Origin of the sequence: Sphingomonas sp. 10B4, assembly GCF_035019905.1 — a bacterium.
GTDB classification, from domain to species: Bacteria; Pseudomonadota; Alphaproteobacteria; order Sphingomonadales; family Sphingomonadaceae; genus Sphingomonas; species Sphingomonas glacialis.
In genome coordinates, this window is sequence record NZ_JASJVC010000011.1 from 56,102 (window position 1) to 80,882 (window position 24,781).

The 24,781-nt window shown below is 66.7% G+C and carries 23 protein-coding genes; 15 read left to right on the forward strand and 8 right to left on the reverse strand.

All coding sequences use genetic code 11. The features are described 5' to 3' along the window. Positions 1-190: 190 nt before the first annotated feature. The 4 genes from QN347_RS05455 to QN347_RS05470 all read left to right on the forward strand — a co-directional run bounded on the left by QN347_RS05455 (position 191) and on the right by QN347_RS05470 (position 3,307). Positions 191-1,456: a DUF3419 family protein gene (locus tag QN347_RS05455; protein WP_322161699.1), complete on the forward strand. Its 1,266-nt coding sequence runs from the start codon at positions 191-193 to the stop codon at positions 1,454-1,456. Further along, positions 1,453-2,130 (forward strand): class I SAM-dependent methyltransferase, encoded by a 678-nt coding sequence (locus tag QN347_RS05460; RefSeq protein WP_322161697.1) that lies wholly within the window; start codon positions 1,453-1,455, stop codon positions 2,128-2,130. The genes QN347_RS05455 and QN347_RS05460 overlap by 4 nt, the downstream gene beginning before the upstream one ends. Continuing rightward, positions 2,127-2,567: a DUF3429 domain-containing protein gene (locus QN347_RS05465; protein WP_322161695.1), complete on the forward strand. Its 441-nt coding sequence runs from the start codon at positions 2,127-2,129 to the stop codon at positions 2,565-2,567. The genes QN347_RS05460 and QN347_RS05465 overlap by 4 nt, the downstream gene beginning before the upstream one ends. 179 nt (positions 2,568-2,746) lie before the next feature. Next, complete coding sequence (locus QN347_RS05470) at positions 2,747-3,307, forward strand: Uma2 family endonuclease (RefSeq protein ID WP_322161693.1); 561 nt, start codon at positions 2,747-2,749, stop codon at positions 3,305-3,307. Here QN347_RS05470 and hemA read toward each other — a convergent pair. Both hemA and murI read right to left on the reverse strand, forming a co-directional pair. Beyond that, the gene (hemA, locus tag QN347_RS05475) at positions 3,304-4,545 is read right to left on the reverse strand and encodes a 5-aminolevulinate synthase (protein ID WP_322161691.1); all 1,242 of its coding nucleotides are present in this window, start codon (positions 4,543-4,545) and stop codon (positions 3,304-3,306) included. The two genes, QN347_RS05470 and hemA, sit on opposite strands and share 4 nt — an antisense overlap. A gap of 70 nt (positions 4,546-4,615) precedes the next feature. After that, positions 4,616-5,410, reverse strand: a complete 795-nt coding sequence (murI, locus tag QN347_RS05480) for a glutamate racemase (RefSeq protein WP_322161689.1) — start codon at positions 5,408-5,410, stop codon at positions 4,616-4,618. Positions 5,411-5,540: 130 nt separating this feature from the next. Between murI and plsY the strand changes: the two genes are divergently transcribed. The 4 genes from plsY (at position 5,541) to topA (ending at position 12,125) form a co-directional block, all read left to right on the forward strand. Next, the gene (gene plsY, locus QN347_RS05485; protein ID WP_322161687.1) at positions 5,541-6,125 is read left to right on the forward strand and encodes a glycerol-3-phosphate 1-O-acyltransferase PlsY; all 585 of its coding nucleotides are present in this window, start codon (positions 5,541-5,543) and stop codon (positions 6,123-6,125) included. After that, positions 6,118-7,224, forward strand: a complete 1,107-nt coding sequence (gene dprA / locus QN347_RS05490) for a DNA-processing protein DprA (protein ID WP_322161685.1) — start codon at positions 6,118-6,120, stop codon at positions 7,222-7,224. Before plsY ends, dprA begins: the two co-directional genes overlap by 8 nt. A gap of 205 nt (positions 7,225-7,429) precedes the next feature. Then, positions 7,430-9,274: an ABC transporter ATP-binding protein gene (locus QN347_RS05495; RefSeq protein WP_322161683.1), complete on the forward strand. Its 1,845-nt coding sequence runs from the start codon at positions 7,430-7,432 to the stop codon at positions 9,272-9,274. Between the two features lie 211 nt (positions 9,275-9,485). Beyond that, entirely contained in the window at positions 9,486-12,125 is a 2,640-nt protein-coding gene (topA, locus tag QN347_RS05500) for a type I DNA topoisomerase (RefSeq protein ID WP_322161681.1), read from the forward strand. Between the two features lie 3 nt (positions 12,126-12,128). Here topA and QN347_RS05505 read toward each other — a convergent pair whose 3' ends face one another. Both QN347_RS05505 and panC read right to left on the reverse strand, forming a co-directional pair. Further along, positions 12,129-12,425, reverse strand: coding sequence for an SEL1-like repeat protein (locus QN347_RS05505; protein ID WP_133191369.1), 297 nt, complete (start codon positions 12,423-12,425; stop codon positions 12,129-12,131). Positions 12,426-12,498: 73 nt separating this feature from the next. Continuing rightward, positions 12,499-13,350 carry a pantoate--beta-alanine ligase gene (panC, locus tag QN347_RS05510; protein ID WP_322161680.1) on the reverse strand — a complete coding sequence of 284 codons (852 nt, stop codon included), beginning with the start codon at positions 13,348-13,350 and terminating at the stop codon, positions 12,499-12,501. Positions 13,351-13,437: 87 nt separating this feature from the next. Here panC and QN347_RS05515 point away from each other — a divergent pair, with 87 nt between their 5' ends. From QN347_RS05515 to QN347_RS05545, 7 genes are all read left to right on the forward strand, one after another. After that, positions 13,438-14,232, forward strand: coding sequence for a division plane positioning ATPase MipZ (locus QN347_RS05515; RefSeq protein WP_133191367.1), 795 nt, complete (start codon positions 13,438-13,440; stop codon positions 14,230-14,232). Further along, positions 14,232-14,483 carry a J domain-containing protein gene (locus QN347_RS05520; protein WP_133191366.1) on the forward strand — a complete coding sequence of 84 codons (252 nt, stop codon included), beginning with the start codon at positions 14,232-14,234 and terminating at the stop codon, positions 14,481-14,483. Before QN347_RS05515 ends, QN347_RS05520 begins: the two co-directional genes overlap by 1 nt. Positions 14,484-14,550: 67 nt before the next feature. Then, positions 14,551-15,945 (forward strand): phosphoglucomutase/phosphomannomutase PgmG, encoded by a 1,395-nt coding sequence (gene pgmG / locus QN347_RS05525; RefSeq protein ID WP_322161678.1) that lies wholly within the window; start codon positions 14,551-14,553, stop codon positions 15,943-15,945. Positions 15,946-16,167: 222 nt separating this feature from the next. Next, entirely contained in the window at positions 16,168-16,905 is a 738-nt protein-coding gene (locus tag QN347_RS05530) for an exonuclease domain-containing protein (RefSeq protein ID WP_322161676.1), read from the forward strand. Between the two features lie 72 nt (positions 16,906-16,977). Then, a complete protein-coding gene (locus QN347_RS05535; RefSeq protein WP_322161674.1) occupies positions 16,978-18,507 on the forward strand; it encodes a sensor histidine kinase in 1,530 nt (509 codons plus the stop codon). Continuing rightward, on the forward strand, positions 18,504-18,953 hold the full coding sequence (locus QN347_RS05540) for a response regulator (RefSeq protein WP_133191362.1): 450 nt from the start codon (positions 18,504-18,506) through the stop codon (positions 18,951-18,953). The genes QN347_RS05535 and QN347_RS05540 overlap by 4 nt, the downstream gene beginning before the upstream one ends. Then, on the forward strand, positions 18,950-20,008 hold the full coding sequence (locus tag QN347_RS05545; RefSeq protein ID WP_189676448.1) for a sensor histidine kinase: 1,059 nt from the start codon (positions 18,950-18,952) through the stop codon (positions 20,006-20,008). The genes QN347_RS05540 and QN347_RS05545 overlap by 4 nt, the downstream gene beginning before the upstream one ends. Positions 20,009-20,137: 129 nt before the next feature. On the opposite strand, the gene QN347_RS05550 is transcribed toward QN347_RS05545, so the two are convergent. The 4 genes from QN347_RS05550 to QN347_RS05565 all read right to left on the reverse strand — a co-directional run bounded on the left by QN347_RS05550 (position 20,138) and on the right by QN347_RS05565 (position 24,607). Further along, the gene (locus QN347_RS05550) at positions 20,138-20,905 is read right to left on the reverse strand and encodes a methyltransferase (protein ID WP_322161672.1); all 768 of its coding nucleotides are present in this window, start codon (positions 20,903-20,905) and stop codon (positions 20,138-20,140) included. 33 nt (positions 20,906-20,938) lie between these two features. After that, a complete protein-coding gene (gene gyrB, locus QN347_RS05555; RefSeq protein WP_133191359.1) occupies positions 20,939-23,455 on the reverse strand; it encodes a DNA topoisomerase (ATP-hydrolyzing) subunit B in 2,517 nt (838 codons plus the stop codon). A gap of 86 nt (positions 23,456-23,541) precedes the next feature. Beyond that, positions 23,542-24,381 carry an SPFH domain-containing protein gene (locus QN347_RS05560; protein WP_322161670.1) on the reverse strand — a complete coding sequence of 280 codons (840 nt, stop codon included), beginning with the start codon at positions 24,379-24,381 and terminating at the stop codon, positions 23,542-23,544. Next, positions 24,374-24,607 (reverse strand): hypothetical protein, encoded by a 234-nt coding sequence (locus QN347_RS05565; RefSeq protein WP_322161668.1) that lies wholly within the window; start codon positions 24,605-24,607, stop codon positions 24,374-24,376. The genes QN347_RS05560 and QN347_RS05565 overlap by 8 nt, the downstream gene beginning before the upstream one ends. Positions 24,608-24,781: the final 174 nt, after the last annotated feature.

A 24,781-nucleotide genomic window follows, 5' to 3' on the forward strand; every position in this document is an offset into this window, starting at 1 on the left:
TAACACCGTCGTCGGATCCCCTCCTTTGCGACGAACGGTGGCGTAAACGGACCTGTCGGCCCCCCTTTAGCCGGCAGGTCCTTTTCATTTAGACGCTATCCCGTCATGGAAGCGTCACCGGATCGTCGTAGTGCGTGCGCGCCACCGCGCGCCGCATCCCTGGCGTGATCGTCCGGCGGGAGAGTTCATCATGGCCAATGCCCTCCGATCGCTCAAGGACCGCGTCGTCCACCGCCCCGGCACTCGCGCGGTCAAGAACCGCGCAGTGCGCAACGCGGTGCTCCAGCACAAGCATATGTCAAAGCAGGGTTTGCTCGAGCGCGCCTTCACTTTCGCGTTCCGCGGGCTCGTCTATGCGCAGATCTGGGAAGATCCCGCGGTCGACATGGAAGCGCTCGCGATCACGCCCGACAGCCATGTCGTCACGATCGCCTCGGGCGGGTGCAACATGATGTCGTACCTTACCGCCAACCCGCGCGCGATCACCGCGGTCGATCTCAACCCAGCGCATATCGCGCTCAACAAATTGAAGCTCGTCGCCGCGCGGCATCTGCCCGATTACGACGCCTTCCACCGCTTCTTCGCGCAGGCCAACAGCCGCCAGAACGTGCTCGCCTATCAAACCTATATCCGCCCGCATCTCGACGCGACGACGCTCGCCTATTGGGAAGGCCGCGACATGGTCGGGCGCCGGCGGATCGGCGGGTTCGCCAAGAACGTCTACAAGCGCGGGCTGCTCGGCAATTTCATCGGCGTCGCGCATCTGCTCGCGCGGCTCAACGGGGTGAACCCCAAGATCCTGCTCACCGCGAAATCGATCGAGGAACAGCGCGAGATCTTCGACCGCGAATTTGCGCCGTTCTTCGACAAGGGCTTCGTCAAGTGGATCACCGACCAGCCCGCATCGCTGTTCGGGCTCGGCATCCCGCCCGCGCAGTACGAGGCGCTCGCCGGCGACGAGAAGATGGCGGTGGTGCTGCGTGAGCGGCTCGAGAAGCTCGCTTGCGATTTCGACATCAAGGACAATTATTTCGCCTGGCAGGCGTTCGGCCGTGGCTATGGCAAGGATGCCGCCGCCCCGCTGCCGCCCTATCTCCAGCGCGACCATTATGACGAGATCGTCGCGCGCGCGTCGCGGATCGAAGTCTGCCACGTCAATTTCGCCGAATATCTGCGCGAGCAAGGCGACGCCTCGCTCGATCGCTACATCCTGCTCGATGCGCAGGACTGGATGACCGACGCGCAGCTGAGCGACCTGTGGAGCGAGATCACGCGCACCGCCAAGCCCGGCGCGCGCGTGCTGTTCCGCACCGCGGGCGAGCCGACCATCCTGCCCGGCCGCGTGCCCGATGCGGTCCTCGGCAAATGGCAGTATCGCGCCGAGGATTCGCTCGATTACACCAAGCGCGATCGCTCCTCGATCTATGGCGGCGTCCACCTCTACGTGCTCGGATGAACGACGCGGCAGCGGTCGAGGCGGCGTCGGGGCATGCCGGGCAGATGGATGCAATCTACCGTTCGCAGCGCCACATCTATGACCTGACGCGTAAATACTATCTGCTCGGGCGCGATGCGCTGATCGCCGGGATCGCACCGCCCGCTGGCGGCAGCGTGCTCGAGATCGGCTGCGGCACCGGGCGCAACCTGATCGCGGCCGCGCGGGCGTGGCCCGACGCGCGCTTCTTCGGCATCGATATTTCGGAAGCGATGCTCGAGACCGCGCGCGCGAAGGTCGCCGCGGCGGGCCTCTCGGACAAGATCGTGCTCGCACAAGGCGATGCGACCGCGTTCGATTCGACGGCCCTGTTCGGTGTGAGCACGTTCGACCGGATCTTCCAGAGCTACACGCTGTCGATGATCCCCGACTGGCGCGGCGCGATCCGCGAGGGTGCCGAGAAGCTCGCGCCGGGCGGCCGGCTCGATGTGGTCGATTTCGGTCAGCAGGAGCGCTTGCCGCGGGTTTTCCGCAGCGCGCTGTTTGCGTGGCTCGACAAGTTCGACGTCTCGCCGCGCGCGACGCTCCAGCCTGCGCTGATCGAGGCCGCCTCCGAGACCGGCGGCACCGCGCGCTTCACCCCGCTATATCGCGGCTATGCCTGGTCGGGCAGCATCCGGCGGCCGGCAGCATGAACCCGCCACAGCTTCCGCGCTGGCTCGGCCTTGCCGGCCTGCTACCGCAGATCGCGGCGGTAGCGGTGGTATTGAGCGGCGACGGCGCGCTGCGCTTTTCCGCACTGTCGATGGGCTACGCCTATGCCGCGTTGATCCTGAGCTTCCTCGGCGGGCTGTGGTGGGGTGTCGCGGCGAGCCATGAGCGTCCGCCCGAATGGCTGTGGGTCGCCGCGATCGTGCCGTCGCTTTTTGCCTTGGCGAGCGCAGTCCCCTGGGCGGTCGGCGAACCGTGGCCGGGGCCGTCGCTGATCCTGCTGGGTGTCGCGCTGATCGCCGCGCTTGGCGTCGACCATTTGCTCGCCAGGCGCGGGCTCGTCCCGGTGTGGTGGATGCGGTTGCGGATCCCGCTATCGCTCGGCCTCGGGCTGCTGACGCTGCTGCTCGGGATCGCCTGACCGATCAGTGGCCGAAGAGCAGCCACAGCAGCAGGATGACGGGGATCGGCACGCCGATCAGCCACAAGATACACCCTTTACCCATCGCGCAATCTCCTGATTTCAAGGGGAAACGGGCCGGGCGCTCGCTGGTTCCGTGGCGCTCGCGTGCGCGGCGCGGGCATGGTATCCTTGCGGGCATGAACAAGCCGGTCCGCCTCGCCGTCGAGTCCGTCCCAGAGACGCTGTTCACCGCGCGCGAGTATCTGCGGATGCACGACGCTGGCGCCTTCAACGACATGAACGTCGAGCTCGTCCGGGGGGAATTGCGCAAGATGATGTCCGGGGGCTTCTCGCATGGTGCGCTGAACGCCAGGCTGATCGCGAAACTGATCCCCGCCTATTCCGCAACCGACCGTTGCTTGGCAGTCGATCTGATGATCGGTATCGGTCCGCTAACGATCCGCGGTGCGGACATCGCGGTCGTGATGCCCGACGTACCGTCGAGTGGCCCAGTCCCTCCGGATCGCGTCGTGCTGATCGTCGAGGTCTCCGTGACCACACTCGGCACCGATCTCGGCGAAAAGCAGGCTGAATATGCGACCGCCGGCGTGCCGGACTATTGGGTCGCCGATGTCGAAGCGCGCGTCATGCACGTGATGCGGTCGCCCGAAGGCGACCGCTACGCCGAACGCTCCGTCGTCGCGTTCGACCAGCCGCTCGCGGTGCCGGGCACGGCCGAGACGATCGTCGTCGCCTAGGCCGCCTTGCGCAGCTCCAACCGGCCCCAGATCTCGACCAGGGCATCCGTCAGTTCGCGCATCATCGCTTCGTCATGCGCCGGGCCAGGCGTGAAGCGCAGCCGCTCGGTGCCGCGCGGCACCGTCGGGTAGTTGATCGGCTGGACGTAGACGCCGTATTCGGCGAGCAGGATGTCGCTGATCTTCTTCGCCTTGATCGGATCGCCGACCATCAGCGGAACGATATGCGTCGTCGAATCCATCACAGGGAGCCCGGCCCCGGCAAACAGCGTCTTGAGCATCGTGGCGGCAGCCTGTTGCCCGTCGCGCTCGACGCTCGACGCCTTGAGATGGCGCACCGCGGCAAGCGCCCCCGCGACCAGCACCGGCGACAGCGAGGTCGTGAAGATGAACCCCGGCGCGTACGAGCGGATCACGTCGATGATCGTCTGGTCGGCGCTGATATAGCCGCCCATCACACCGATCGCCTTGCCGAGCGTGCCTTCGATGATCGTCAGCCGGTGGGCGACGCCGTCGCGCTCCGAAATGCCACCGCCGCGCGCGCCGTACATGCCGACGGCATGGACTTCGTCGAGATAGGTCAGTGCATTGTAGCGGTCAGCCAGATCGCAAATCTCGGCGATCGGCGCGACATCGCCATCCATCGAATAGACGCTCTCGAAGGCGATCAGCTTGGGCACGGTCGGATCGGCAGCGGCAAGCAGTTCCTCGAGATGCGCAACGTCGTTGTGGCGGAAGACGTGCTTCTCGCACCCCGAATTGCGGATCCCCGCGATCATCGAGGCGTGGTTGAGCTCGTCCGAGAAGATCACGCAGCCCGGCAGCACCTTGGCGAGCGTCGCGAGCGTCGCCTCGTTCGAGACATAGCCGCTGGTGAACAGCAGCGCGCCTTCCTTGCCGTGCAGATCGGCAAGCTCGCCCTCGAGATCGACATGGTAATGCGTGTTGCCGCCGATGTTGCGCGTTCCGCCCGAGCCCGCGCCGACGTCGTGGAGCGCATGTTCCATCGCCGCGATCACTTCCGGGTGCTGGCCCATCGCCAGATAATCGTTCGAGCACCACACCGTGATCGGCTTGGGTCCGTTATGCCCGGCAAAGCAGCGCGCGTTGGGGAACGCACCCTTGTTGCGCAGGATATCGATGAAGACGCGGTAGCGCCCCTCGACATGCAAGCGATCGATCGCTTGCGTGAAGATCCGGGAGTAATCGACTCCGCGAGGCGGTGTGTCCACGTCCATCGCCGCGATCTAGTCCTTCATCGCCCGGAATTCCAGCGCGTTTACGCGATCAGCGTGATCGAACGGGTGGTCATAATGTCTCACGTCGCGCGAGACCGAAGCGCGCGAGCGCCGGCGCCAGCGCATCGGTCGACGCATCGCTCGCGGTGAACACCGCGCGTCCGTCGCCCGCTGCATCGGGCCAATCCTGCCCCGCGGTGAGGAACGCGATCCGGCGCGCGATCCCGGCGCTGCCATCGACGAAGGTCACCGGGTACCGCGCGGCGGCGGCGAGCTCGTCGGCGGCGAGCGGGAAATGCGTGCAGGCGTTGACGATCGTGTCGATCCGTTCGCCGCCCGGCTGGCCGAACAGGCCGTCGAGGATCGCGGCATAGCGCGCCGGATCGGTCGCGTGGCCGTGGAGCTTTGCCTCGGCGAGTTCGACGAGCTCAGCCGAGCCGTGGCGCAGCACCGTGCAGTCGCTCGCGAAGCGCGCCGCGAGATCGTCGACATAGGGCTGGCGCACCGTCGCATTGGTGCCGAGCACCCCGATCACGCGCGTCTTGCTGACCAAGGCGGCGGGCCTGATCGCCGGGACGGTTCCCACGACAGGCACGTCGAGCGCCTCGCGCACCGCCGCGAGCGCGATCGTCGACGCCGTGTTGCACGCAATCACGATCAGCCGCGGGCGATAGCGTTCGGCGAGTCGCCCGAGCAGCGCGGGGACGCGCGCGGCGATCTCGGCCTCGCTTTTGGTCCCGTACGGGAAGCCCGCCGAATCGGCGACATACACCACCGGCATCCGCGGCAGCAGCGCGCGCGCCGCGCCGAGCACCGATAGCCCGCCAATCCCAGAGTCGAAAAACAGTACCGGCCGTGCATCCATCGGCGCGCAATACCGCGCTGGTCGCATTTGACAAAGTACCGGGTAGCGCGAGAGTGTTCCCGCAGCGCGCCCGGGCATGCTATGCTCGGTTCGCTTGGGGGCTGAAACCGTGTCGATGGAAACTTTCTGGATGGCACCTGCCGCCGCGCTGGTGCTTGGCTATCTGCTGGGCTCGATCCCGTTCGGCGTGGTGCTGACGCAGATGGCGGGCGCGGGCGATCTGCGCACGATCGGGTCGGGCAATATCGGCGCGACCAACGTCCTGCGCACTGGACGCAAGGGCCTCGCCGCGGCGACGCTGCTGCTCGATGCGTTCAAGGGTTTTGCGGCGGTGTGGATCGCCGAACGCTATCTCGGCGGCGCTGGCGTAATCGCCGCCGCCGCGGCGTTCCTCGGGCATTGCTACCCGGTCTGGCTCGGCTTCAAGGGCGGCAAGGGCGTCGCGACCTTGCTCGGCATCGTGCTCGCGCTGCATTGGCCGATCGGGCTGGTCTATGCGGTCGTATGGATCGCCTTGCTCGCGATCTTCCGGATCTCGTCGCTCGCCGGCATGCTCGCCGCGATCAGCGCGCCGCTGAGCGCCGCCTCTTTCTCGCGGTTCGACCTCGTGCTGCTGCTGCTCGCGCTCGCGCTGATCGTGGTGTGGAAGCACCGCGCGAACATCGAACGGCTGGTCGGCGGGGTCGAGCCGCGCGTCGGCAGCAAACATGGCTGATACCGGGCGGGAGACCGGCGCGATCGCCCGCCTCCGCCTGATTCGCACGCCGCAGATCGGCCCGGTCAGCTATGCGCAGTTGCTCGCACGCTACGGCACTGCCGCGGCAGCCCTCGACGCGCTCCCACACCTCGCCACCCGCGGCGGTGGCGCTCCGCCGCCGATCGCGCCGGTCGCGCTCGCCGAGCGTGAGCTCGCGCACGCCGCGCGGCTCGGCGCGCGGCATCTGTTCCTCGGCGATCCCGACTATCCCGATCTGCTCGCCGAACTCGACGATGCGCCGCCCGTCGTCATGCTGCGCGGGCGAACCGAGTTGCTTGCCCGCACGACGATCGCGATGGTCGGCGCGCGCAACGCGTCGGCGGCGGCGTGTCGCTTCGCGCGCCAGCTCGCCGCCGAGCTCGGGCAGGACGACGTCACGATCGTCTCGGGCCTGGCGCGCGGCGTCGACACCGCGGCGCATATCGGTTCGATCGCGACGGGAACAATCGGCGTGATCGCGGGCGGGATCGACGTGGTCTATCCGCCCGAAAACGCCGCGCTGCAGGACCGCATCGCCAGCGAAGGCCTGCTGATCGCCGAGCAACCACCCGGCACCGAGCCGCGCGCGCGCCATTTCCCCTATCGCAACCGCATCATCGCCGGGCTCGCGCTCGGCACGGTGGTGGTCGAGGCCGCGCCCAAATCGGGATCGCTGATCACCGCGCGGCTGGCGGGGGAGCTTGGCCGCGAGGTGATGGCGGTCCCCGGCAGCCCGCTCGACCCGCGCGCGCAAGGCTGCAACGGGCTGATCCGCGACGGCGCGACGCTCGTGCAGAACGCCGCCGATGTGCTCGAAAGCATACGCCCGATCGACCGCCGGATGGTCCGCACCACGCGCACGCCGTTCGCCGCGCCGCCACCCGCCGATGCGACCGACGTCGAACGGCGCGATGTCGTCGGTCTGCTCGGCCCCGTCCCGGTCGCGATCGACGAACTCATCCGCCAGTCGGGGCATGGCCCGGCGATCGTCCAGACGGTGCTGCTCGAGCTCGAACTCGCCGGGCGGCTCGAACGACACGCTGGCGGTCGAGTCGCGCTGCTCGATTTCTCCGGCTGAGCACGGTCGCGGCTGCGAATAACGCCAAGATCTGACCGCTGGGCAGGGACGGGAGCCGACTCTGCACAGTCAAACGCTCCAACCACCGCGCATATCGGGCGCTCGAGAAACTTCGGCTTGCGCCGATCGTTACGCCGCCGCAGCAGACCTGCACTTACGCGGAGCCGATGCCTTGCCCTTTCTGCACAGTCCGACACGTTTCCTCATGCACTATGTCGCCGCGCGCCCGTGGATCTTCGTGACGCTCGGCCTGCTCGTCGCCGTCGCCTCGATCAGCGCGATCGGCGTGCAATATGCGATGAAACTGCTGATCGACGCGATGACCGGCGGGGTGCGCGCGCGCGGCACGGTCTATGCCGCGCTTGCGGGCTTTCTCGGGCTCGTCATCCTCGAGAGTCTGTTGCAGCGCGCCTCGGCGCTGACGCTGGGCCAGGCGACGGTCAGCTCGGGCGTCGGCATCCGGCTCGACATGGTCAATTACCTCACCGGCCACCAGATGCCGTTCTTCCAGAACCAGCGCGCCGGGTCGCTCGGGCACCGCATTTCGGGGCTGGCGGGGATCTTCGGCGCGATCATGCACCGGCTGCTGCGCGAAGTGACGCCGCCGCTGATCGCGTTTGCCGGCGCGATGCTGATCTTCGTCACGATCGACGCCGCGATGGCCGCGGTGCTCGGCGGCGTCTTCCTCGTCGTCACTGCGATCCTGATCGTGCTCGGCTTGCGCGGCCACGTCCACCACACCGCCTTTGCGCAACATGCCGGGCGCGCGGGCGGCGAGCTGATCGACATGATCGGCAATATCTGGGTGGTGAAGGCATTCGCCGCGCGCGACCGCGAGCTCGACCGGCTCGAGGGGTTTCTCGACAAGGAAGCCGATGCGCAGCGGCGCGGCTGGTTCTTCGTCGAGCAGATGCGCGGGCTCCACGATCTTGCGCTGGCGGCAATGGTCGGTGGGACGCTCGTCTGGGCGATCGGGCGCTGGTCGACCGGCGCGATCTCGACCGGCGACGTCGTCATCATCAGCACGATGACCTTCCGCATCCTCAACGGCTCGCGCGATCTCGCGATGGCGGTGATCGATACCAGCCAGCAGTTCAGCTATCTGCGCGAAACGCTCGACATCATCGGTGTGCCGCAGACGCTCAGCGACGCGCCCGATGCGACGCGGCTGCGCGTCGGCGAGGGCACCGTCAAGCTCGCTAACGTCACCTTCGGCTACGATCCGCGCGATCCGATCATCCACGATCTGTCGCTCACCGTCCCTGCCGGGCAGAAGATCGGGATCGTCGGTTCATCGGGCGCGGGCAAATCCTCGCTGCTCCAGCTGATCCAGCGCTTCCACGATCCGCAGATCGGCAACCTGACGATCGACGGCCAGCGGATCGACCATGTCACGCAGGAATCGCTGCGCGATGCGATCGCGGTCGTGCCGCAGGAAGTGTTGCTGTTCCACCGCTCGGTGATCGACAATATCCGCATCGCGCGTCCCGATGCGAGCGACGAGGACGTCCACGCCGCCGCCGAGGCGGCCGGCTGCGACGATTTCATCCGCCGCCTGTCGCACGGCTACGACACCGTCGTCGGCGAGCGCGGCGCCAATCTGTCGGGCGGACAACGCCAGTTAATCGGCATCGCGCGCGCCTTCCTCAAGAACGCGCGGGTCGTGCTGCTCGACGAAGCGACCAGCGCGCTCGATTCAGAAAGCGAGCTCGAGGTGCAGGCCGGGCTCGACGCGCTGGTCCGCAACCGCACGGTGATCGCGGTGGCGCACCGGCTGTCGACGATCGTCGGGTTCGACCGCGTGATCGTCGTCGACAAGGGCCGGATCATCGAGGACGGGCCGCCGCAGCAGCTGTTGCGCCAGAAAGGCGGGGCGTTCCGGCAATTGTGGCTGATGCAGGTCGAGGGGCTCGACCGTCAGCCGAGTCGTTCGCGCGATCTCGCTGCGGCTGGCGGACGGCTGCGCGACGTTTCGGTCGAGCGCGGGCGCAAATTGGGAGGCGCGATGCTGACCGCGTGGAGCAACCTGGCCGAGCGCGAGCGGGGATAACGGGTTTGGCGCGGCGCGACAAATCGCTGTCCCAGGGCGCAGCGCTTGTGGCATGAGGCGCCGCGATGCGCTCTCCCCTCCCCCTCGAAGCGGCGCGCGTCGCAGCTCCCAAGCGCTTCGCGTGCTCGACCTGGCGCTCGGCCCATGGCTTGACGCCGCCGCCCTCGTCTCTCCATCCTCGCGCGTACACGTAAGGACGCTTTGAACCACCATGCAGCTTGTCATCGTAGAATCGCCCGCCAAGGCGAAGACCATCGAGAAATATCTCGGTTCTGACTATCGCGTGCTCGCAAGCTACGGCCATGTCCGCGATCTGCCGCCCAAGGACGGATCGGTGAACCCCGATGAGGGCTTCGCGATGGAATGGGAGAATTACGCCGACAAGACCAAGCAGCTGAAAGCGATCACCGATCTCGCCAAGACCGCCGACCGTCTGATTCTCGCGACCGATCCCGATCGCGAAGGCGAGGCGATTTCGTGGCACGTCCAGGAAGTGCTGCGCAATCGCAAGGCGCTGCCCAAGGACGTCCAGCGCGTCACCTTCAACGCGATCACCAAGGCGACGGTGACCGAGGCGATGAAGCATCCGCGCGAGCTCGATACCGATCTGATCGACGCGTACCGCGCACGCCGCGCGCTCGACTATCTCGTCGGCTTTACGCTCTCGCCGGTGCTGTGGCGCAAACTCCCCGGCGCCAAGTCGGCGGGCCGCGTCCAGTCGGTCGCGCTCCGACTCATCGTCAGCCGCGAGCGCGAGATCGAAGCCTTCCGCGCGCAGGAATATTGGTCGGTCGTGGCCGACATGGAGCAGGACGGCACGCTGTTCCAAGCGCGGCTCGTCCAGTTCGAGGGCAAGAAGCTCGACCGCCTGTCGATCGGCGAAGAGGGCACGGCGATGCGCGCCAAGGCCGCGGTCGAGGCGGGGCGCTTCACCGTCCAGACGGTCGAAGTGAAGCCCGCGACGCGCAACCCGCCGCCGCCCTTCACGACCTCGACGCTCCAGCAGGAGGCTTCGCGCAAGCTCGGCTTCTCGGCCGACCACACGATGCGGATCGCGCAAGGCCTCTACGAGGACGGCGCGATCACCTATATGCGCACCGACGGCGTGCAGATGGATTCGAGCGCGATCTCCGCCGCGCGTCTCGCCGTCGCCAACCGCTACGATGCGAGCTACGTCCCCGACAAGCCACGCGTCTATCAGACCAAGGCGAAGAACGCGCAGGAAGCGCACGAAGCGATCCGCCCGACCGATTTCGCCAAGGACAAGGCCGGCGGCGGCGACCATGCGCGGCTCTACGACCTGATCTTCAAGCGCGCGCTCGCCAGCCAGATGGCGTCGGTGCGGATGGAGCGCACCACGGTCGAGATGCTCGACGGCACCGGCCAGACCGGCTTGCGCGCGACCGGCCAGGTCGTGCTCTTCCCCGGCTATCTCGCGCTCTACGAAGAAGGCTCGGACGACACGCAGGACGAGGACGCGCGCCGCCTGCCGCGGCTGCGCGAGGGCGACGCCCCCGCCAAGAAGGGCGTCACCGCCGAGCAGCACTTCACCCAGCCGCCACCGCGCTTCTCCGAAGCGTCGCTGGTCAAGCGCCTCGAAGAGCTCGGCATCGGCCGCCCATCGACCTATGCCTCGATCATCAAGACGCTGAAGGACCGCGAATACGTCCGCGTCGAGAAGAACCGCTTCTTCGCCGAGGAATCGGGGCGCCTCGTGACGGCGTTCCTCGAACGCTTCTTCGAGAAATATGTGAGCTACGATTTCACCTCGGGCCTCGAGGACGAGCTCGACGAAGTCTCGGGCGGCCGCGCCGAATGGCAGGCGGTGCTCGAGGCGTTCTGGCGCGACTTCAAGCCGCGCACGACCGAGGTGATGGAGCAGAAGCCGTCTGAGGTGACCGCCGAGCTCGACAAGTTCCTCGAGCCCTATCTCTTCCCGGCGCAGGCCGATGGCAGCGACCCGCGCCTGTGCCCGCACTGCGGCCAGGGGCATCTCGCGCTGCGCGGCGGCAAGTTCGGCGCGTTCGTCGCGTGTTCGAACTATCCCGACTGCAAATACACCCGCCGCTTCGGCCAGCCGGGTGCGGCTGGCGAGGATGCAGGACCCGAGACGCTCGGCGAGGATCCCGAGACCGGCCTGCCGGTCGAGCGCAAATCGGGGCGCTTCGGTCCGTATATCCAGATCGGCGAAGGCGAGACGCGCAAGATGGCGTCGATCCCGAAGGATATTGGCGAGCTCGATCTCGAATGGGCGCTGAAGCTGCTGTCGTTGCCACGCACCGTCGGCACGCATCCCGAGACCGGCGAGCCGATCACCGCGGCGATCGGCCGTTATGGTCCGTATCTGAAGCATGCCGGCAAATATGCGCGGCTGACATCGACCGAGGACGTGTTCGAAACGGGCATGAACGCCGCGGTCGTCAAGCTGGCCGAAGCTGCAGCGGGTGGTGGGCGGCAACAGCGCGGCGCGCAGGCCCCGCTGAAAGTGCTCGGGCTGCATCCGCGCAGCGAGGCCGAGATCAAGCTGATGGAGGGGCGCTACGGCGCCTACGTCACCGACGGCACGACCAACGCGACGCTGCCCAAGTCGATCGAGAAGGATGCGCTGACGCTCGAGGAAGCGGCGCAGTTGATCGACGCACGCGCAGCGGCGGCACCGCCGGCGAAGGGCAAGAAGAAGCCTGCGGCGAAGAAGGCGCCTGCCAAGAAAGCGGCAGCCAAAAAGCCTGCGGCCGAAACAGCCGCGGCAAGCGCGCCAGCCGTCAAAAAGGCACCCGCGAAGAAGCCGGCGGCGAAAAAGCCCGCGGCGAAGAAAGCCCCTGCCAAGAAAGTCGCGGCAGCGGCGGAGTGAGGATCAGGCGGCGCGGCGCTGCCGGCTGACGAGCACGGCACGCGCCGCGGCCTGCGCGGCGGCGATCTCGCGCGCGGTCATGTCCTCGGCGATGTCGCGGCGGCAATCCTTGGCGATCTCGCTGCCGGCGACGGCGGCGAGATTGAACCATTTATGCGCTTCGATCAGGTCGATCCCGACGCCCGCGGCGCCGCTCGAATAGACCATGCCGAGTTCGTAACAGGCGTCGGCATCCCCGAGCGCCGCGTCGGCAACGCGACTGTCGGTCAGGAATTGTGCGTGCTTCAGGCTCGTGCCCATGTCGTAAACCCCCGTTAACCATCTCTGTGAGCACGACCATGCCGCAGGGAGATCAACAAAAGGTTAACGACAATTAGGCATGATCGCGCGGCGGCACGGCGAGGTTGTCGATCAGCCGGGTCGCGCCGATTTTCGCTGCGGCAACGAGCCGCCGCGCCCGCTCGGGATCGGTCCCCGGGGTCAGCGTCAGCGCGTCCACCAGTTCGAGATAATCGACCACGAACCCCGCCGCGATCAGCGCCTCGCGCGCACTCGCCAGCGCTGCGTCGGCATCGTCGCCGCGCGCGATCGCCTTGGCCGCCACGCCGAGCGCACGCGGCAGCGCGACCGCGGCGACACGCTGCGCATCGTCGAGATAGATGTTGCGCGACGAGAGCGCGAGCCCGTCATCGTCGCGCTGCGTCGGCACGCCCTGAATCTCGATCCCGAAATCGAGATCGGCGACCATCTGGCGGATCACCGCGAGCTGCTGGAAATCCTTCTCGCCGAACAAGGCGATATCGGGCCGGACCTGGTTGAACAATTTGGCGACGACGGTCGCGACGCCGTCGAAATGCCCAGGCCGCGACACGCCGTCGAGCCCCTCGCTCACCCCCGACACCGAAATCTTGGTGGCGAAGCCCGTGGGGTACATCACTTCGACCGGCGGCAGCCAGAGCAGGTCGCAGCCCGCCTCGGCCAGCATCCGGGCGTCCGCGCTCTCGCGGCGCGGATAGCGCGAGAGATCCTCGTTGGGGCCGAACTGCGTCGGATTGACGAAGATCGACGCGACGACCTTGCGCCCCGGCCGCTTCGCCGCCTCGATCAAGGCGAGGTGCCCGGCGTGGAGCGCCCCCATCGTCGGCACGAGCGCGATGCTCGCGCCGCCGTCGCGCAAGGCGCCAATCCCGGAACGGAGCGCTTCAAGGGTACGGATGGTTTGCACGGGTCGGTGCCCTTCGGTAAAGACGCTTGGATTGGGCGCGCCTTCTATGAGGCTCGCCCCCACCGAACAAGACGGGAAGCAACCACGTTGGCGACTGCTGCGCGAAAACCACATATCATTGTCTTTGCCAACGAAAAAGGCGGCACGGGCAAATCGACCACCGCGGTCCATGTCGCGATCGCGCTGCAGGCGCGCGGCGCGCAAGTCGCCGCGTTCGACCTCGATCATCGCCAGCGCACGATGGGCCGCTATTTCGACAATCGTGCCGCAACGGTACAGCGCACCGGCCGCGAACTGCCGATTCCGCGCCACGCCACGCATGACGGCGAAAGCGAGGACCGCTTCAACGACGTGTTCGCCGCGCTGGCGGAAGATGCTGACTTCCTCGTGATCGACACCCCCGGCCGCGACGATCCGTTCGCGCGGATCGCGGCGAGCCGCGCCGACACGCTCGTCACGCCGATGAACGACAGTTTCGTCGATTTCGATCTGATCGGCCAGGTCCATCCCGAAACGTACAAGGTCACGCGGCCGAGCTTCTATGCCGAGCTGATCTGGGACGCGCGGAAGATCCGGGCCAAGGCCGACGGCTCGACGATCGACTGGGTGGTGCTGCGCAACCGCGTCCAGCACATCGAGGCGCGCAACATGCGCCGCGTATCCGAAGCGCTCGACCAGCTCGCCAAGCGCGTCGGTTTCCGCATCGTGCCGGGGCTCGGCGAACGCGTGATCTATCGCGAGCTGTTCCCGGCCGGCCTGACGATGCTCGATTCGGGCGAGTTCGGGTCGATGGGGCTGGCGCATGTCGCCGCGCGCCAGGAGCTGCGCGAGATGATGGGCGCGCTCGCCCTGCCCGAGACCGTCGTCCCGCTCGTCGCCTGATGGGCAAGCTGCTCCTCATCGCCGCGATCCTGATCGGCGGATGGCTGTTGCTGCGGCCGCGGCCCAAGCCGGCGCCGCGGGTCGGCGAGGCCGAGGCGCGCGCAGTGCTCGGCGTCGGCGCGGGGGCCGACGAAGCGACGATCCGGGCGGCGCATCGGCGCTTGGTGTCCGCCGTCCATCCCGATAGAGGCGGCTCGGCCGATCTGACGCGCCGGATCAACGCCGCGCGCGACGTCCTGCTGCGGCGCTAATATCTGGAAATCTTGAACCTTTTGGTCGCTCGCGGCTTGGGTCAGAGCCAGTATTGCAGGAGCCCGCATGACGCATCGTTTCGACCCTAGTTCGCTGCGCGAATATGACATTCGCGGGATCGTCGGGAAAACGCTGGGCGAGGCCGATGCCGACGCGATCGGCCGCGGCTTCGGCACGCGCGTGCGCCGCGCCGGTGGCCGCCGCGTCGCGGTCGGCTATGATGGCCGCCTCTCCTCGCCGATACTCGAAGCCGCGCTGGTCGAAGGTCTCGTCGCGGTCGGGATCGACGTCGTGCGGATTGGCCGTGGTCCGACGCCGATGCTCTATTACGCCGAGGCGACGCTAGAGGTGGATGGCGGCATCGAGATAACCGGCAGCCATAACCCCGCCGACTATAACGGCTTCAAGCTGGTGCTGCAGCACGCGCCGTTTTTCGGCGCAGACATTCAAGCGCTTGGTCAAATGGCCGCGGACGGCGATTGGGACACGGTCGACGCAGAGGATCGCGGCGTGGTTTCGACGTTCGACATCGAGGACGATTATGTCGGCCGCCTCGTCGCTGGCTATGCCGGCGGCAGCTACAAGATCGGCTGGGACGCCGGCAACGGTGTTTCGGGCCCGATCATCGAGAAGCTCGTCAAGCTCCTGCCGGGTGAGCATCATCTGCTGTTCACCGATGTCGACGGCAAATTTCCCAACCATCATCCCGATCCCACCGAAGAAGCGAACCTCGCCGATCTCAAGCGCCTCGTCGCCGAGAAGCAGCTCGATTTCGGACTGGCCTTCGACGGCGACGGTGACCGGATCGGCGCGATCGACGGGCAGGGCCGGGTGATCTGGGGCGACCAGATTCTCTCCATTCTGGCCGAACCTGTGCTCAACGAACTCCCCGGCGCGACGATCATCGCCGATGTGAAGGCGTCGCAAATGCTGTTCGACCGAGTTGCGGCGCTCGGCGGCACGCCGTTGATGTGGAAGACCGGCCACAGCCTGATGAAGACCAAGATGAAGGAAACCGGCAGCCCGCTCGCGGGCGAGATGAGCGGGCACATCTTTTTCGCACACGAATTCTACGGCTTCGACGACGCGCATTACGCCGCCGTCCGGCTGATCCGCGCGGCGCACCTGAGCGGCCGCTCGATGACCGCGTTGCGCAGCGAGATGCCCGAGCTCGTCAACACGCCCGAACTGCGCTTCCAGGTCGATGAGAGCCGCAAGTTCGCGGTCGTCGAGGAAGTGCTCGCCCGGCTCGAGGCCGAAGGCGCCAAGGTCGATTCGACCGACGGCGCGCGCGTCACCACCCCGGACGGTTGGTGGCTGCTCCGCGCCTCGAACACGCAGGACGTCCTCGTCGCGCGCGCCGAAGCGCGGGATCAGGCTGCGCTAGACCGCCTGTTGGCGATGATCGATGATCAACTCGGCAAGAGCGGCGTCGTGCGCGGGGTGCAGGCGGCGCATTAAGAAGTTTTGTTCGCGCAGAGACGCGGAGGCGCGGAGGTGTTGCGCGCGTGTGAGCCTTTTCGCGTCCCCCCAGGGCTTTTTTACGTCGGTGGAGTGCCCTGGCACACCTGGCGCGTTGGACGCGATACCGCGAACCCGCACACCTCCGCGCCTCCGCGCCTCCGCGCGAACAAACCTTCTTCTTCGCTCGCAATCACTCCCAAAACACGCCACCTAAAGGCGATGCCTCCCCCGCCCCCCCAGATCATCCGCGTCATCGACCTCGAGACCACCGGTGAAGCCCCACCGCTCCACGGCGTATGCGAAATCGGCTGGCAGGACGTCGCGCTCGGCAAGGACGGCTGCTGGGAGATCCAGGGCGAGGGCGGATCGCGGCTGGTCAATCCCGGCCGGCCGATCCCGCCGCTGACGCAGGCGATCCACCATATCCTCGACGAGCAGGTCGCCGACGCGCCGTTCTGGCACGATGTCGCGCGCGGCGTACTCGATCCCTATCCGCGGCGCATCGCGCTCGCCGCGCACCGCTCGGCGGCGGAGGAGAAGTTTTGCACCCCCGCGCTGACCCGCGACGCGCCGTGGATCTGCACGTGGAAATGTGCGCTGCGGCTGTGGCCCGACACGCCGAGCTTTTCCAACCAGATGCTGCGCTACTGGCGCAAGCCCGAGGGCCTCGAGCATGAGCGCGGCTTGCCCGCGCATCGCGCCTTTCCCGATGCCTATGTCACCGCCTTCCATTTGCGTGACATGCTGAACACGGTCGGGCCCGAGCAGTTGATCGCCTGGTCGAGCGTCCCCGGGCTGTTGCCGCGCGTCATTCGCCCAGGCCCCGATCGCGGGAAGGACTGGGCCGAGCTCAGCGACGATTCGCTCGCGATCATGCTGGGCGACCGCGACGAGGATGTGCGGTTCACCGCCGAGACCGAACTGGCCCGGCGGAGCGGCAACGGTTCGCGCAACTGACGCGCGCAAACTTGATTTCAGTCAATTCAGCCAGACTGGTCATTGTTGTTGTCGCTGCGTAAGGACGTGTCGATGTTCAAGCGTTCGTTCCTCGGTTTCGGCGTTAGCGAGGGACGCATGGGGCGGTTCCTCGTGGCCTGCATGGCGCTGGGCTTTGCCGCCTTGGTCGCCGCCGGCGTCGCCGCCGGCTGGTCGACCGCGCAAAACGAGCGCCACACGCGCGACGTCAACCACACCTACGAGGTCGAACTGGCGATCGGGCGTGCGCGCGTCCTGATCGAGCAGAGCGAGACCGCGCGCCGCGGCTATGTGCTGACGGCGAAGCCGGTTTATCTCGCGACCTATCGCGCGGCGATGCGCTCGCTCCCCGCCACGCTCGACCGCTTGGCTGCGCAGACTCGCGACAATCCGCGCCAGCAGCGCAATCTTGCGATGTTCCGCCAATCGATCGACGATCTTTCGCGGCAGCGCGAAGTGACGATCGCGTTGACGGGCAATGGCGAAAGCGCGCGCGCGGTCACGGTGTTCCAGGGGGAAAGCAACGCGCGCCGGATGCTCGTGCTGCGCGCGCGCGCCGACGCGATGGTGGCCGAAGAACAGCGGCTGCTGGCCCAGCGCGACGCCGCGCAGCAATCGAGCGTCCGCATCTTCTATGTCACACTGGCGATCGCGGGGCTGCTCGTCATCCTCGTCGCGATCGCATCGCTGCTGATGGTGCGGCGCTATACGCGCGATCTTGCGACGTCGCGCGATGCGTTGCGGGACTTCGCCGACACGCTCGAAGAGCAAGTCGAGGAACGCACCGCCGATCTGACGCGCGCGAACGAGGAAATCCAGCGCTTCGCCTATATCGTCAGCCACGATCTGCGCAGCCCGCTCGTCAACGTGATGGGCTTCACCGCCGAGCTCGAAAGCGCGACGACCGAGATCGGCGCGCTGATTGACCGCGCCGAAGCGACCGCGCCCGAACTCGTCACCGAGGATGCCCGGCTTGCCGCGCGCGAGGATCTACCCGAGGCGATCCGCTTCATCCGCACATCGACGCAGAAGATGGACCGGCTGATCAACGCGATCCTCAAACTGTCGCGCGAAGGCCGCCGCGTCATCGCGCCGCAGCGGCTCGACGTCACCGCGATGGTCGAGACGATCGCGGCGAGCCTCCAGACGCAGATCGAGCAACGCGGCGCGACGTTCGTGATCGACGCCCCGCTTCCCGGGCTCGTCAGCGATCGGCTCGCGATCGAGCAGATCTTCTCGAACCTGATCGAGAATGCGGTCAAATATCTCAGCCCCGATCGCCCCGGCCATATCGTCGTTCGCGGCAAGACGCATGGCAAGCGCGTGACGTTCGAGTTCGAGGATAACGGCCGCGGCATCGCGCCGAACGATCACCAGCGCGTATTCGACCTGTTCCGGCGCGCCGGCAACCAGGACCAGCCCGGCGAGGGGATCGGCCTCGCGCATGTCCGCGCCTTGGCGTATCGTCTCGGCGGCGTTATCGATGTCACGTCGGAGCTTGGGCGGGGGACAACCTTCCGCTTGAATTTGCCCAAGATTTTCGTCGACCCCACTACAGCAGCCACGCGGGAACCCCAGCAATGACCGATCATAAGAGCGTCAGCATCGTGATGATCGAGGATGATGAGGGGCATGCGCGCCTGATCGAGAAGAACATCCGTCGTGCCGGGATCCTCAACGCGATCACGCACTTTACCGACGGCACGACCGCGCTCGACTATCTGTTCAACAGCGCGGACGGCCCGCAGCGCAACGGCCCCGCGCTCGTGCTGCTCGATCTCAATTTGCCCGACATGAGCGGGACCGACATCCTTGCCAAGATCAAGTCGGCCGACGGCCCGCTGCGCCGCACCCCCGTCGTCGTGCTGACCACAACCGACGACAAGGTCGAGATCCAGCGCTGCTACGATCTCGGCTGCAACGTCTACATCACCAAGCCGGTCAACTATGAGAGCTTTGCGACCGCGATCCGCCAGCTCGGCTTGTTCCTGTCGGTGATCCAAGTACCAGACATCGAGCCTCAGGGGTGAACCAAGCCGCCGGCGCCGCGATCCTCTATATCGACGACGATGCGGGCTTGCGCCGCCTCGCCGTCCGCACGCTCGCGCGCTACGGCTATACGCTCTCGGTCGCCGAGGGCGGCGCCGAGGGCATCGCGCTCGCCCAGGCGGCGGTCGCCGAGGGCCGACCGTTCGATCTGATCGCGGTCGACCATTACATGCCGGGGATGGACGGGCTCGAGACGCTTGAGCGGCTGCGAATCCTGCCGGGAATGCCGCCGGTGGTCTATGTCACCGGCTCAGAGGAGGGCCGGATCGCGGTCGCCGCGCTCAAAGCCGGCGCCGCCGATTACGTCGTGAAGACCGTCGGCACCGATTTCTTCGATCTGCTCGCCAGCGCGTTCGGACAAGTGCTCGAACGCGCTGCGCTCGAACGCGACAAGGCTGCCGCCGAGGATCAGTTGCGCGCGAGCAACGCCCGGCTCGAGGCGCTGCTGCGCGAGGTCAACCACCGCGTCGCCAATTCGCTCCAGATCGTCTCGGCGATGGTGCGGATGCAATCGACCGCGCTCGCCGACGAAAATGCGCGGCTCGCGCTCGAGGATACGCAACGCCGCATCGCCGCGATCGCGCAAGTCCACCGCCGGCTCTACACGAGCAACGATGTCGAGCAGGTCGACATGCGCGAATATCTCGGCGCGCTGGTCGACGAATTGGGCGAGACCTGGTCGACCCCGGGTGCACCGCGCGTGCTGTCGCTGGCAGCCGAGCCGATCCGCTTGTCGACCGACCGCGCGGTGTCGCTCGGCGTGATCGTCACAGAACTCGTCAGCAACGCTTGCAAATACGCCTATCCGACGAGCGGCGGCGAAGTCCGCGTGTCGCTCACCGGCGATGGCGACGGGCATTTCCGGCTCGCAGTCGAGGATGACGGGATCGGCATGGTCGCCGACGCCGCGCCGCGCGGCACGGGGGTCGGCACCAAGCTCATTCGCGCAATGGCGCAGAGCCTGCAGACGATCGTCGAATACGACACCGCGAACCGCACCGGCGTGCGCGCGACGCTCCGCGCGGCGCTCGGTTAAGCCAGCAGGTCCGTCACCCCGGCCGTGTGCCGGGGTCCACCGAGGTCGCGACCAATGCTTTCGATATCGGCGGCTCGGTGGATGCCGGGACGAGCCCGGCATGACGGCGATGGGATACCGGCTTGCCGCTCAGCGCGGCTTGCGGAACTTGAGGACGAACTGGTCGGTCTTGCCGCGGATCGCCGGGTCGAACACCTTGGCGCTGTGATCGTCGGCCGGATTGCGCAGCACGTCGCTCTCGCCGACGAACTGGAAGCCGGCCTTGGCGACCTCGGTCTTGACCACGGCCGGGTCGATGCGGTGCTTGGTGTCGGTTCCCGTCAGGCCAGTCCCCGCCGCATCGGCATGGTCGATCACGAGATAGGTGCCGCCGGGCTTGAGCGCCTTGAACGCCTCGGCGTTCATCTGGTCGATCCCGGCTTCGCCCGCGCCATTGTTGGCGAGATCGTGATAGTTCTGCACGGTCCAGATCAGATCGACCGGCTCTGATGCCGCGACGATGCCCGATCCGAGCACCTTGACCGTCACGTTCGACAAATGGCGATCCTCGAGCGCGGTCGCGGACTTGGCGGCATATTTCGCCATCGCCGCAGGCCACACGGCATAGACGTGCCCCGAAGCCCCGACGATCCCGGAGAAAGCGCGCGTCCAATAGCCCGAGCCCGGGAGGAAATCGAGCACCTCGTCGCCCGGGCCGACGCCCGAGAAGGCGAGCACTTCGGCCGCCTTGCGCCGCGCGTCATCGCTTGCCTGGTCGGCACGCGCTGGGCTTGCAAGCGCGGTCGCGACCGCCTTCTGCGTCTGCTTCGCGCTGTGGACCGAAGCCGGAACCCCGGCTGCGCTTGCCACGGTGGCGATCAACGCCGTTGCTGCCACGCCCGTCAGAAATGCTCGCATCAACCCACTCCCCCTTGTGTTGTTGGTGGTACGCTAGACGTCGAGATTGGCGACGTTCAGCGCATTCTCCTGGATGAATTCGCGGCGCGGCTCGACCACGTCGCCCATCAGCCGCGTGAAGATCTCGTCGGCGACATCGGCCTGTTCGATCTCGACGCGGAGCATCGAGCGGACCTGCGGATCGAGCGTCGTCTCCCACAATTGCTCGGCATTCATTTCGCCGAGACCCTTGTAGCGCTGGATCGCCAGCCCCTTGCGGCCGGCGGCGAGGATCGCGTCGAGCAGTTGCGACGGCCGTGCGACCATCGTCGAGCCCTTGGCAGCGGTCGCCACCGGCGCCTGCGCCGGCGCCTCGGTTGCGGCCGTTGCATCCTCGGCCGCATCGGCTTCAGCCTGCGCGGCCGCCGCTGCCTTGGACGAGACGATCCGTGCGGTCTGCTCGTAGGCTTCCTGCTGCTCGACCGCGAGGCCGTGCAGCTTGCGCGCCTCGGCCGAGCCGAGGAACGCGCCTTCGATGATGTGATGATCGGTCACGCCGCGCCACACGCGCTCGACATGGAAGCCGCCGTCCTCGGCGAGCCGCGCCGACCAGCGCGCCTCGGGATCGCCGGCATCGAGCCCGCGCACGACCTGCACCACGACTTCGCGCCGCGCCTCGAGATCGAGCGCCGGATCGAGCGCGCCACCCATCGCCAGCGCCTCGACGATCGTCGGATCGTAGCGCCGCGGGATATAGCGCATCAGCGTGCGCATCCGCCGCGCATGATCGACCAGCATCCGCAGATCCTGCCCCGAGCGCGAACCGCCCTGCACGCCTTCGAGCACAGTGCCGGCGACACCCGCCTCGACGAGATACTCGTCGAGCGCGCTATCGTCCTTGAGATACACTTCCGAACGCCCGCGCGTCGCTTTGTAGAGCGGCGGCTGCGCGATGTAGAGGTGCCCGCCGGTGATGATCTCGGGCATCTGGCGGTAGAAGAAGGTGAGCAGCAGCGTGCGGATATGCGCGCCGTCGACGTCTGCGTCGGTCATGATGACGATCTTGTGGTAGCGCAGCTTCTCGACGTTGAAATCGTCGCGGCCGATGCCGGTGCCCATCGCCTGGATCAGCGTACCGATCTCCTTCGACGACAGCATCCGGTCGAAACGCGCGCGCTCGACGTTGAGGATTTTCCCGCGCAACGGCAGGATCGCCTGGAAGTGGCGGTCGCGGCCCTGCTTGGCCGAACCGCCGGCCGAATCACCCTCGACCAGGAACAGCTCGGACTTGGCGGGATCGCGCTCCTGACAATCGGCGAGTTTGCCGGGGAGCGAGGCGATGTCCATCACGCCCTTGCGCCGCGTCAGCTCGCGCGCCTTCTTGGCGGCTTCGCGCGCAGCGGCGGCGTCGATGATCTTGGCGACGATCGCCTTGCCGTGCGCGGGGTTTTCCTCGAGCCATTCGGCGAGCTTGTCGGCCATCAGCGATTCGAGCGGCTGGCGCACTTCGGACGAGACGAGCTTGTCCTTGGTCTGCGAGCTGAACTTAGGATCGGGCAGCTTGACCGAGACGATCGCGGTGAGCCCCTCGCGCATGTCGTCGCCGGTCAGTGTGACCTTCTCCTTCTTGAGGAGCCCCGATTTCTCGGCATAATTGTTGAGCGTGCGCGTCATCGCCGCGCGGAACGCCGCCATGTGCGTGCCGCCGTCGCGCTGCGGGATGTTGTTGGTGAAGGCGAGGACGTTCTCATAATAGGAGTCGTTCCACTCGAGCGCGACGTCGATCGTCACGTCGTCGCGCGTTCCCGAGATCGCCACCGGCTCGGGCATGAGCGGCACCTTGTTGCGATCGAGATACTTCACGAACGCGGCAATCCCGCCTTCGTAATAGAGCTCGACCGTCTTGAGGTCGGCATGGCGCGCATCGTTGAGATACAGCCGCACGCCCGAATTGAGGAAGGCGAGCTCGCGGTAGCGATGCTCGAGCTTGTCGAAGTCGAATTCGGTGATCTTGAAGGTGGCGGGCGACGGGAAGAAAGTGACGCGCGTCCCCTTCTTGCCGGGCGCGGGGCCAACGATCTTGAGCGGCGCCACCGCATCGCCGAACGCGAAGCGCATGTAATGCTCCTGCTCGTCGCGGAAGATCGTCAAATCGAGCCATTCGCTGAGCGCGTTGACGACCGAGACGCCGACGCCGTGCAGGCCGCCGGAGACCTTATACGCGTTATCGTCCGACGTGTTCTCGAACTTACCACCGGCGTGGAGCTGGGTCATGATGACCTCGGCGGCGGACACGCCTTCCTCGGTGTGGATGCCGGTCGGGATGCCGCGTCCGTTATCCTCGACCGAGACCGAGCCATCGGCGTTCAGCGTGATGTCGATCCGGTCGCAATGCCCGGCGAGCGCTTCGTCGATCGCGTTGTCTGACACCTCGAACACCATGTGGTGGAGGCCCGAACCGTCGTCGGTATCGCCGATGTACATGCCGGGACGCTTGCGGACCGCGTCTAGGCCTTTGAGCACCTTGATCGAGTCTGCGCCGTAATCATTCGTATTGGGGTCTTCTGCCATGCCGAGCATATAGGGATTCGCGGCACGAAACGGAAGCGAAATGGCACTTCCCGGCCCGGGACGCAGGCGTCCCGGGCCGGATGCGCTCACTTGCCCATGATGAAGGGCAATTGCCCGCCGCCCGCGCTATAGGTCGGCAGCTTGCCGTCCCATTTTTCGATCGCGCGCTGCCGCAGGATCTCGGGATTGGCGCGCAAGGCGTCGCCCTCGATCTGCGACGATTTCGCCTTGCCCTCGGCGTCGGCGATCCGCGCATCGGCGTTGGCCTTGACCGTCGCGACATTCGCCTGCGCGGCGAGCGCGGCCTGCTCGTTGGCGATCTTGGTGTTGATCTGGTTGAGCACTTGATCGGGCACGCGGATGTTCGACGCCCAATAGAGTTGCTCGACGTGCAGCCCGACGGGTTCGAAATAGCGGTCGACATCGCGTTGCACCGCCGAGAGCAGCGCCGCCTTCTTGGGGCCATAGATTTCCTCAACGCCGAGCCCCGCTGCTTCCTCGTTGAGCGCGCTGCGCACCGCGTTGCGCAACGGCCCCGCGACGATCCCCGCCATGTCGATCCGGTATTTCTGGAACAGAATCGGCGCCTTCACCGGATCGACGCGATACGCCACCGATACGTCCGCCGAGAGGTTCAGGCCGTTGCGATCCTGGAAAGGAAATTCCTCGTCGACGCCGGTCTGTTCGGTGGTCGATTTGGTCCAGGCATAGGTCGAGGTGTAGATCGGATATTCGAAGATGTTGGTGCCGAACGGCGTGAAATACCAGCCGACGCCGAGCGCATGGTCGGCGACGCCCGCCGAACTGCCGAAATTGCTCACCTTGATCCCGACATGCCCCGGCTCGACGCGGCTGCACGAACTCATCGGCAGGATCGCGATCAACGGGATGAGCAACAAAGGGGCGAAACGAACGAGTTTAGTCATGATCCTTGTCCAGCAGGAGGAGGGCGAACTCGCGTGTCAACGCGGTGACCGACAGGAAGCCGGCGACGAGCGCTGCGAGCGCGATCAGCGCCGCACCGACATCGGCCGCGTCGCTATGCAGGTTGAACAGCGTGGGGATGACGAAGCCGAAACAGGCCAGCTCGCAGACGAGCAACCCCGCGCAGCGCAAGCCAAAGCCGACGAGCCACAGATCCAGCGATTTCATGGGAAGAGCGAGCCCTCGGAACGCCCCCGATAGGATGCCGGGGCCGCAGTGCATCGACGGATGCGCGAGGCGGAATATCTGCTTGTTACGGGTGCGCTATACTCCGTCTGCTTGACGACCCGCGAAATCGTCGCTCGCTCAAGCCATGATTCTGTAATCTGCAGGATCGATGAC

Excerpts from the sequence above, each read along its gene's own strand:
- QN347_RS05495 (WP_322161683.1), top strand. The coding sequence starts at position 7,430 with ATGCACTATGTCGCCGCGCGCCCGTGGATCTTCGTGACGCTCGGCCTG.
- QN347_RS05535 (WP_322161674.1), top strand. The coding sequence starts at position 16,978 with ATGTTCAAGCGTTCGTTCCTCGGTTTCGGCGTTAGCGAGGGACGCATG.
- hemA (WP_322161691.1), bottom strand. The coding sequence starts at position 4,545 with ATGGACGTGGACACACCGCCTCGCGGAGTCGATTACTCCCGGATCTTC.
- plsY (WP_322161687.1), top strand. The coding sequence starts at position 5,541 with ATGGCACCTGCCGCCGCGCTGGTGCTTGGCTATCTGCTGGGCTCGATC.
- QN347_RS05505 (WP_133191369.1), bottom strand. The coding sequence starts at position 12,425 with ATGGGCACGAGCCTGAAGCACGCACAATTCCTGACCGACAGTCGCGTT.
- QN347_RS05455 (WP_322161699.1), top strand. The coding sequence starts at position 191 with ATGGCCAATGCCCTCCGATCGCTCAAGGACCGCGTCGTCCACCGCCCC.
- QN347_RS05520 (WP_133191366.1), top strand. The coding sequence starts at position 14,232 with ATGGGCAAGCTGCTCCTCATCGCCGCGATCCTGATCGGCGGATGGCTG.
- QN347_RS05530 (WP_322161676.1), top strand. The coding sequence starts at position 16,168 with ATGCCTCCCCCGCCCCCCCAGATCATCCGCGTCATCGACCTCGAGACC.
- murI (WP_322161689.1), bottom strand. The coding sequence starts at position 5,410 with ATGGATGCACGGCCGGTACTGTTTTTCGACTCTGGGATTGGCGGGCTA.
- QN347_RS05465 (WP_322161695.1), top strand. The coding sequence starts at position 2,127 with ATGAACCCGCCACAGCTTCCGCGCTGGCTCGGCCTTGCCGGCCTGCTA.
- QN347_RS05540 (WP_133191362.1), top strand. The coding sequence starts at position 18,504 with ATGACCGATCATAAGAGCGTCAGCATCGTGATGATCGAGGATGATGAG.
- topA (WP_322161681.1), top strand. The coding sequence starts at position 9,486 with ATGCAGCTTGTCATCGTAGAATCGCCCGCCAAGGCGAAGACCATCGAG.
- pgmG (WP_322161678.1), top strand. The coding sequence starts at position 14,551 with ATGACGCATCGTTTCGACCCTAGTTCGCTGCGCGAATATGACATTCGC.
- QN347_RS05550 (WP_322161672.1), bottom strand. The coding sequence starts at position 20,905 with ATGCGAGCATTTCTGACGGGCGTGGCAGCAACGGCGTTGATCGCCACC.
- dprA (WP_322161685.1), top strand. The coding sequence starts at position 6,118 with ATGGCTGATACCGGGCGGGAGACCGGCGCGATCGCCCGCCTCCGCCTG.
- QN347_RS05565 (WP_322161668.1), bottom strand. The coding sequence starts at position 24,607 with ATGAAATCGCTGGATCTGTGGCTCGTCGGCTTTGGCTTGCGCTGCGCG.
- QN347_RS05470 (WP_322161693.1), top strand. The coding sequence starts at position 2,747 with ATGAACAAGCCGGTCCGCCTCGCCGTCGAGTCCGTCCCAGAGACGCTG.
- QN347_RS05560 (WP_322161670.1), bottom strand. The coding sequence starts at position 24,381 with ATGACTAAACTCGTTCGTTTCGCCCCTTTGTTGCTCATCCCGTTGATC.
- gyrB (WP_133191359.1), bottom strand. The coding sequence starts at position 23,455 with ATGGCAGAAGACCCCAATACGAATGATTACGGCGCAGACTCGATCAAG.
- QN347_RS05460 (WP_322161697.1), top strand. The coding sequence starts at position 1,453 with ATGAACGACGCGGCAGCGGTCGAGGCGGCGTCGGGGCATGCCGGGCAG.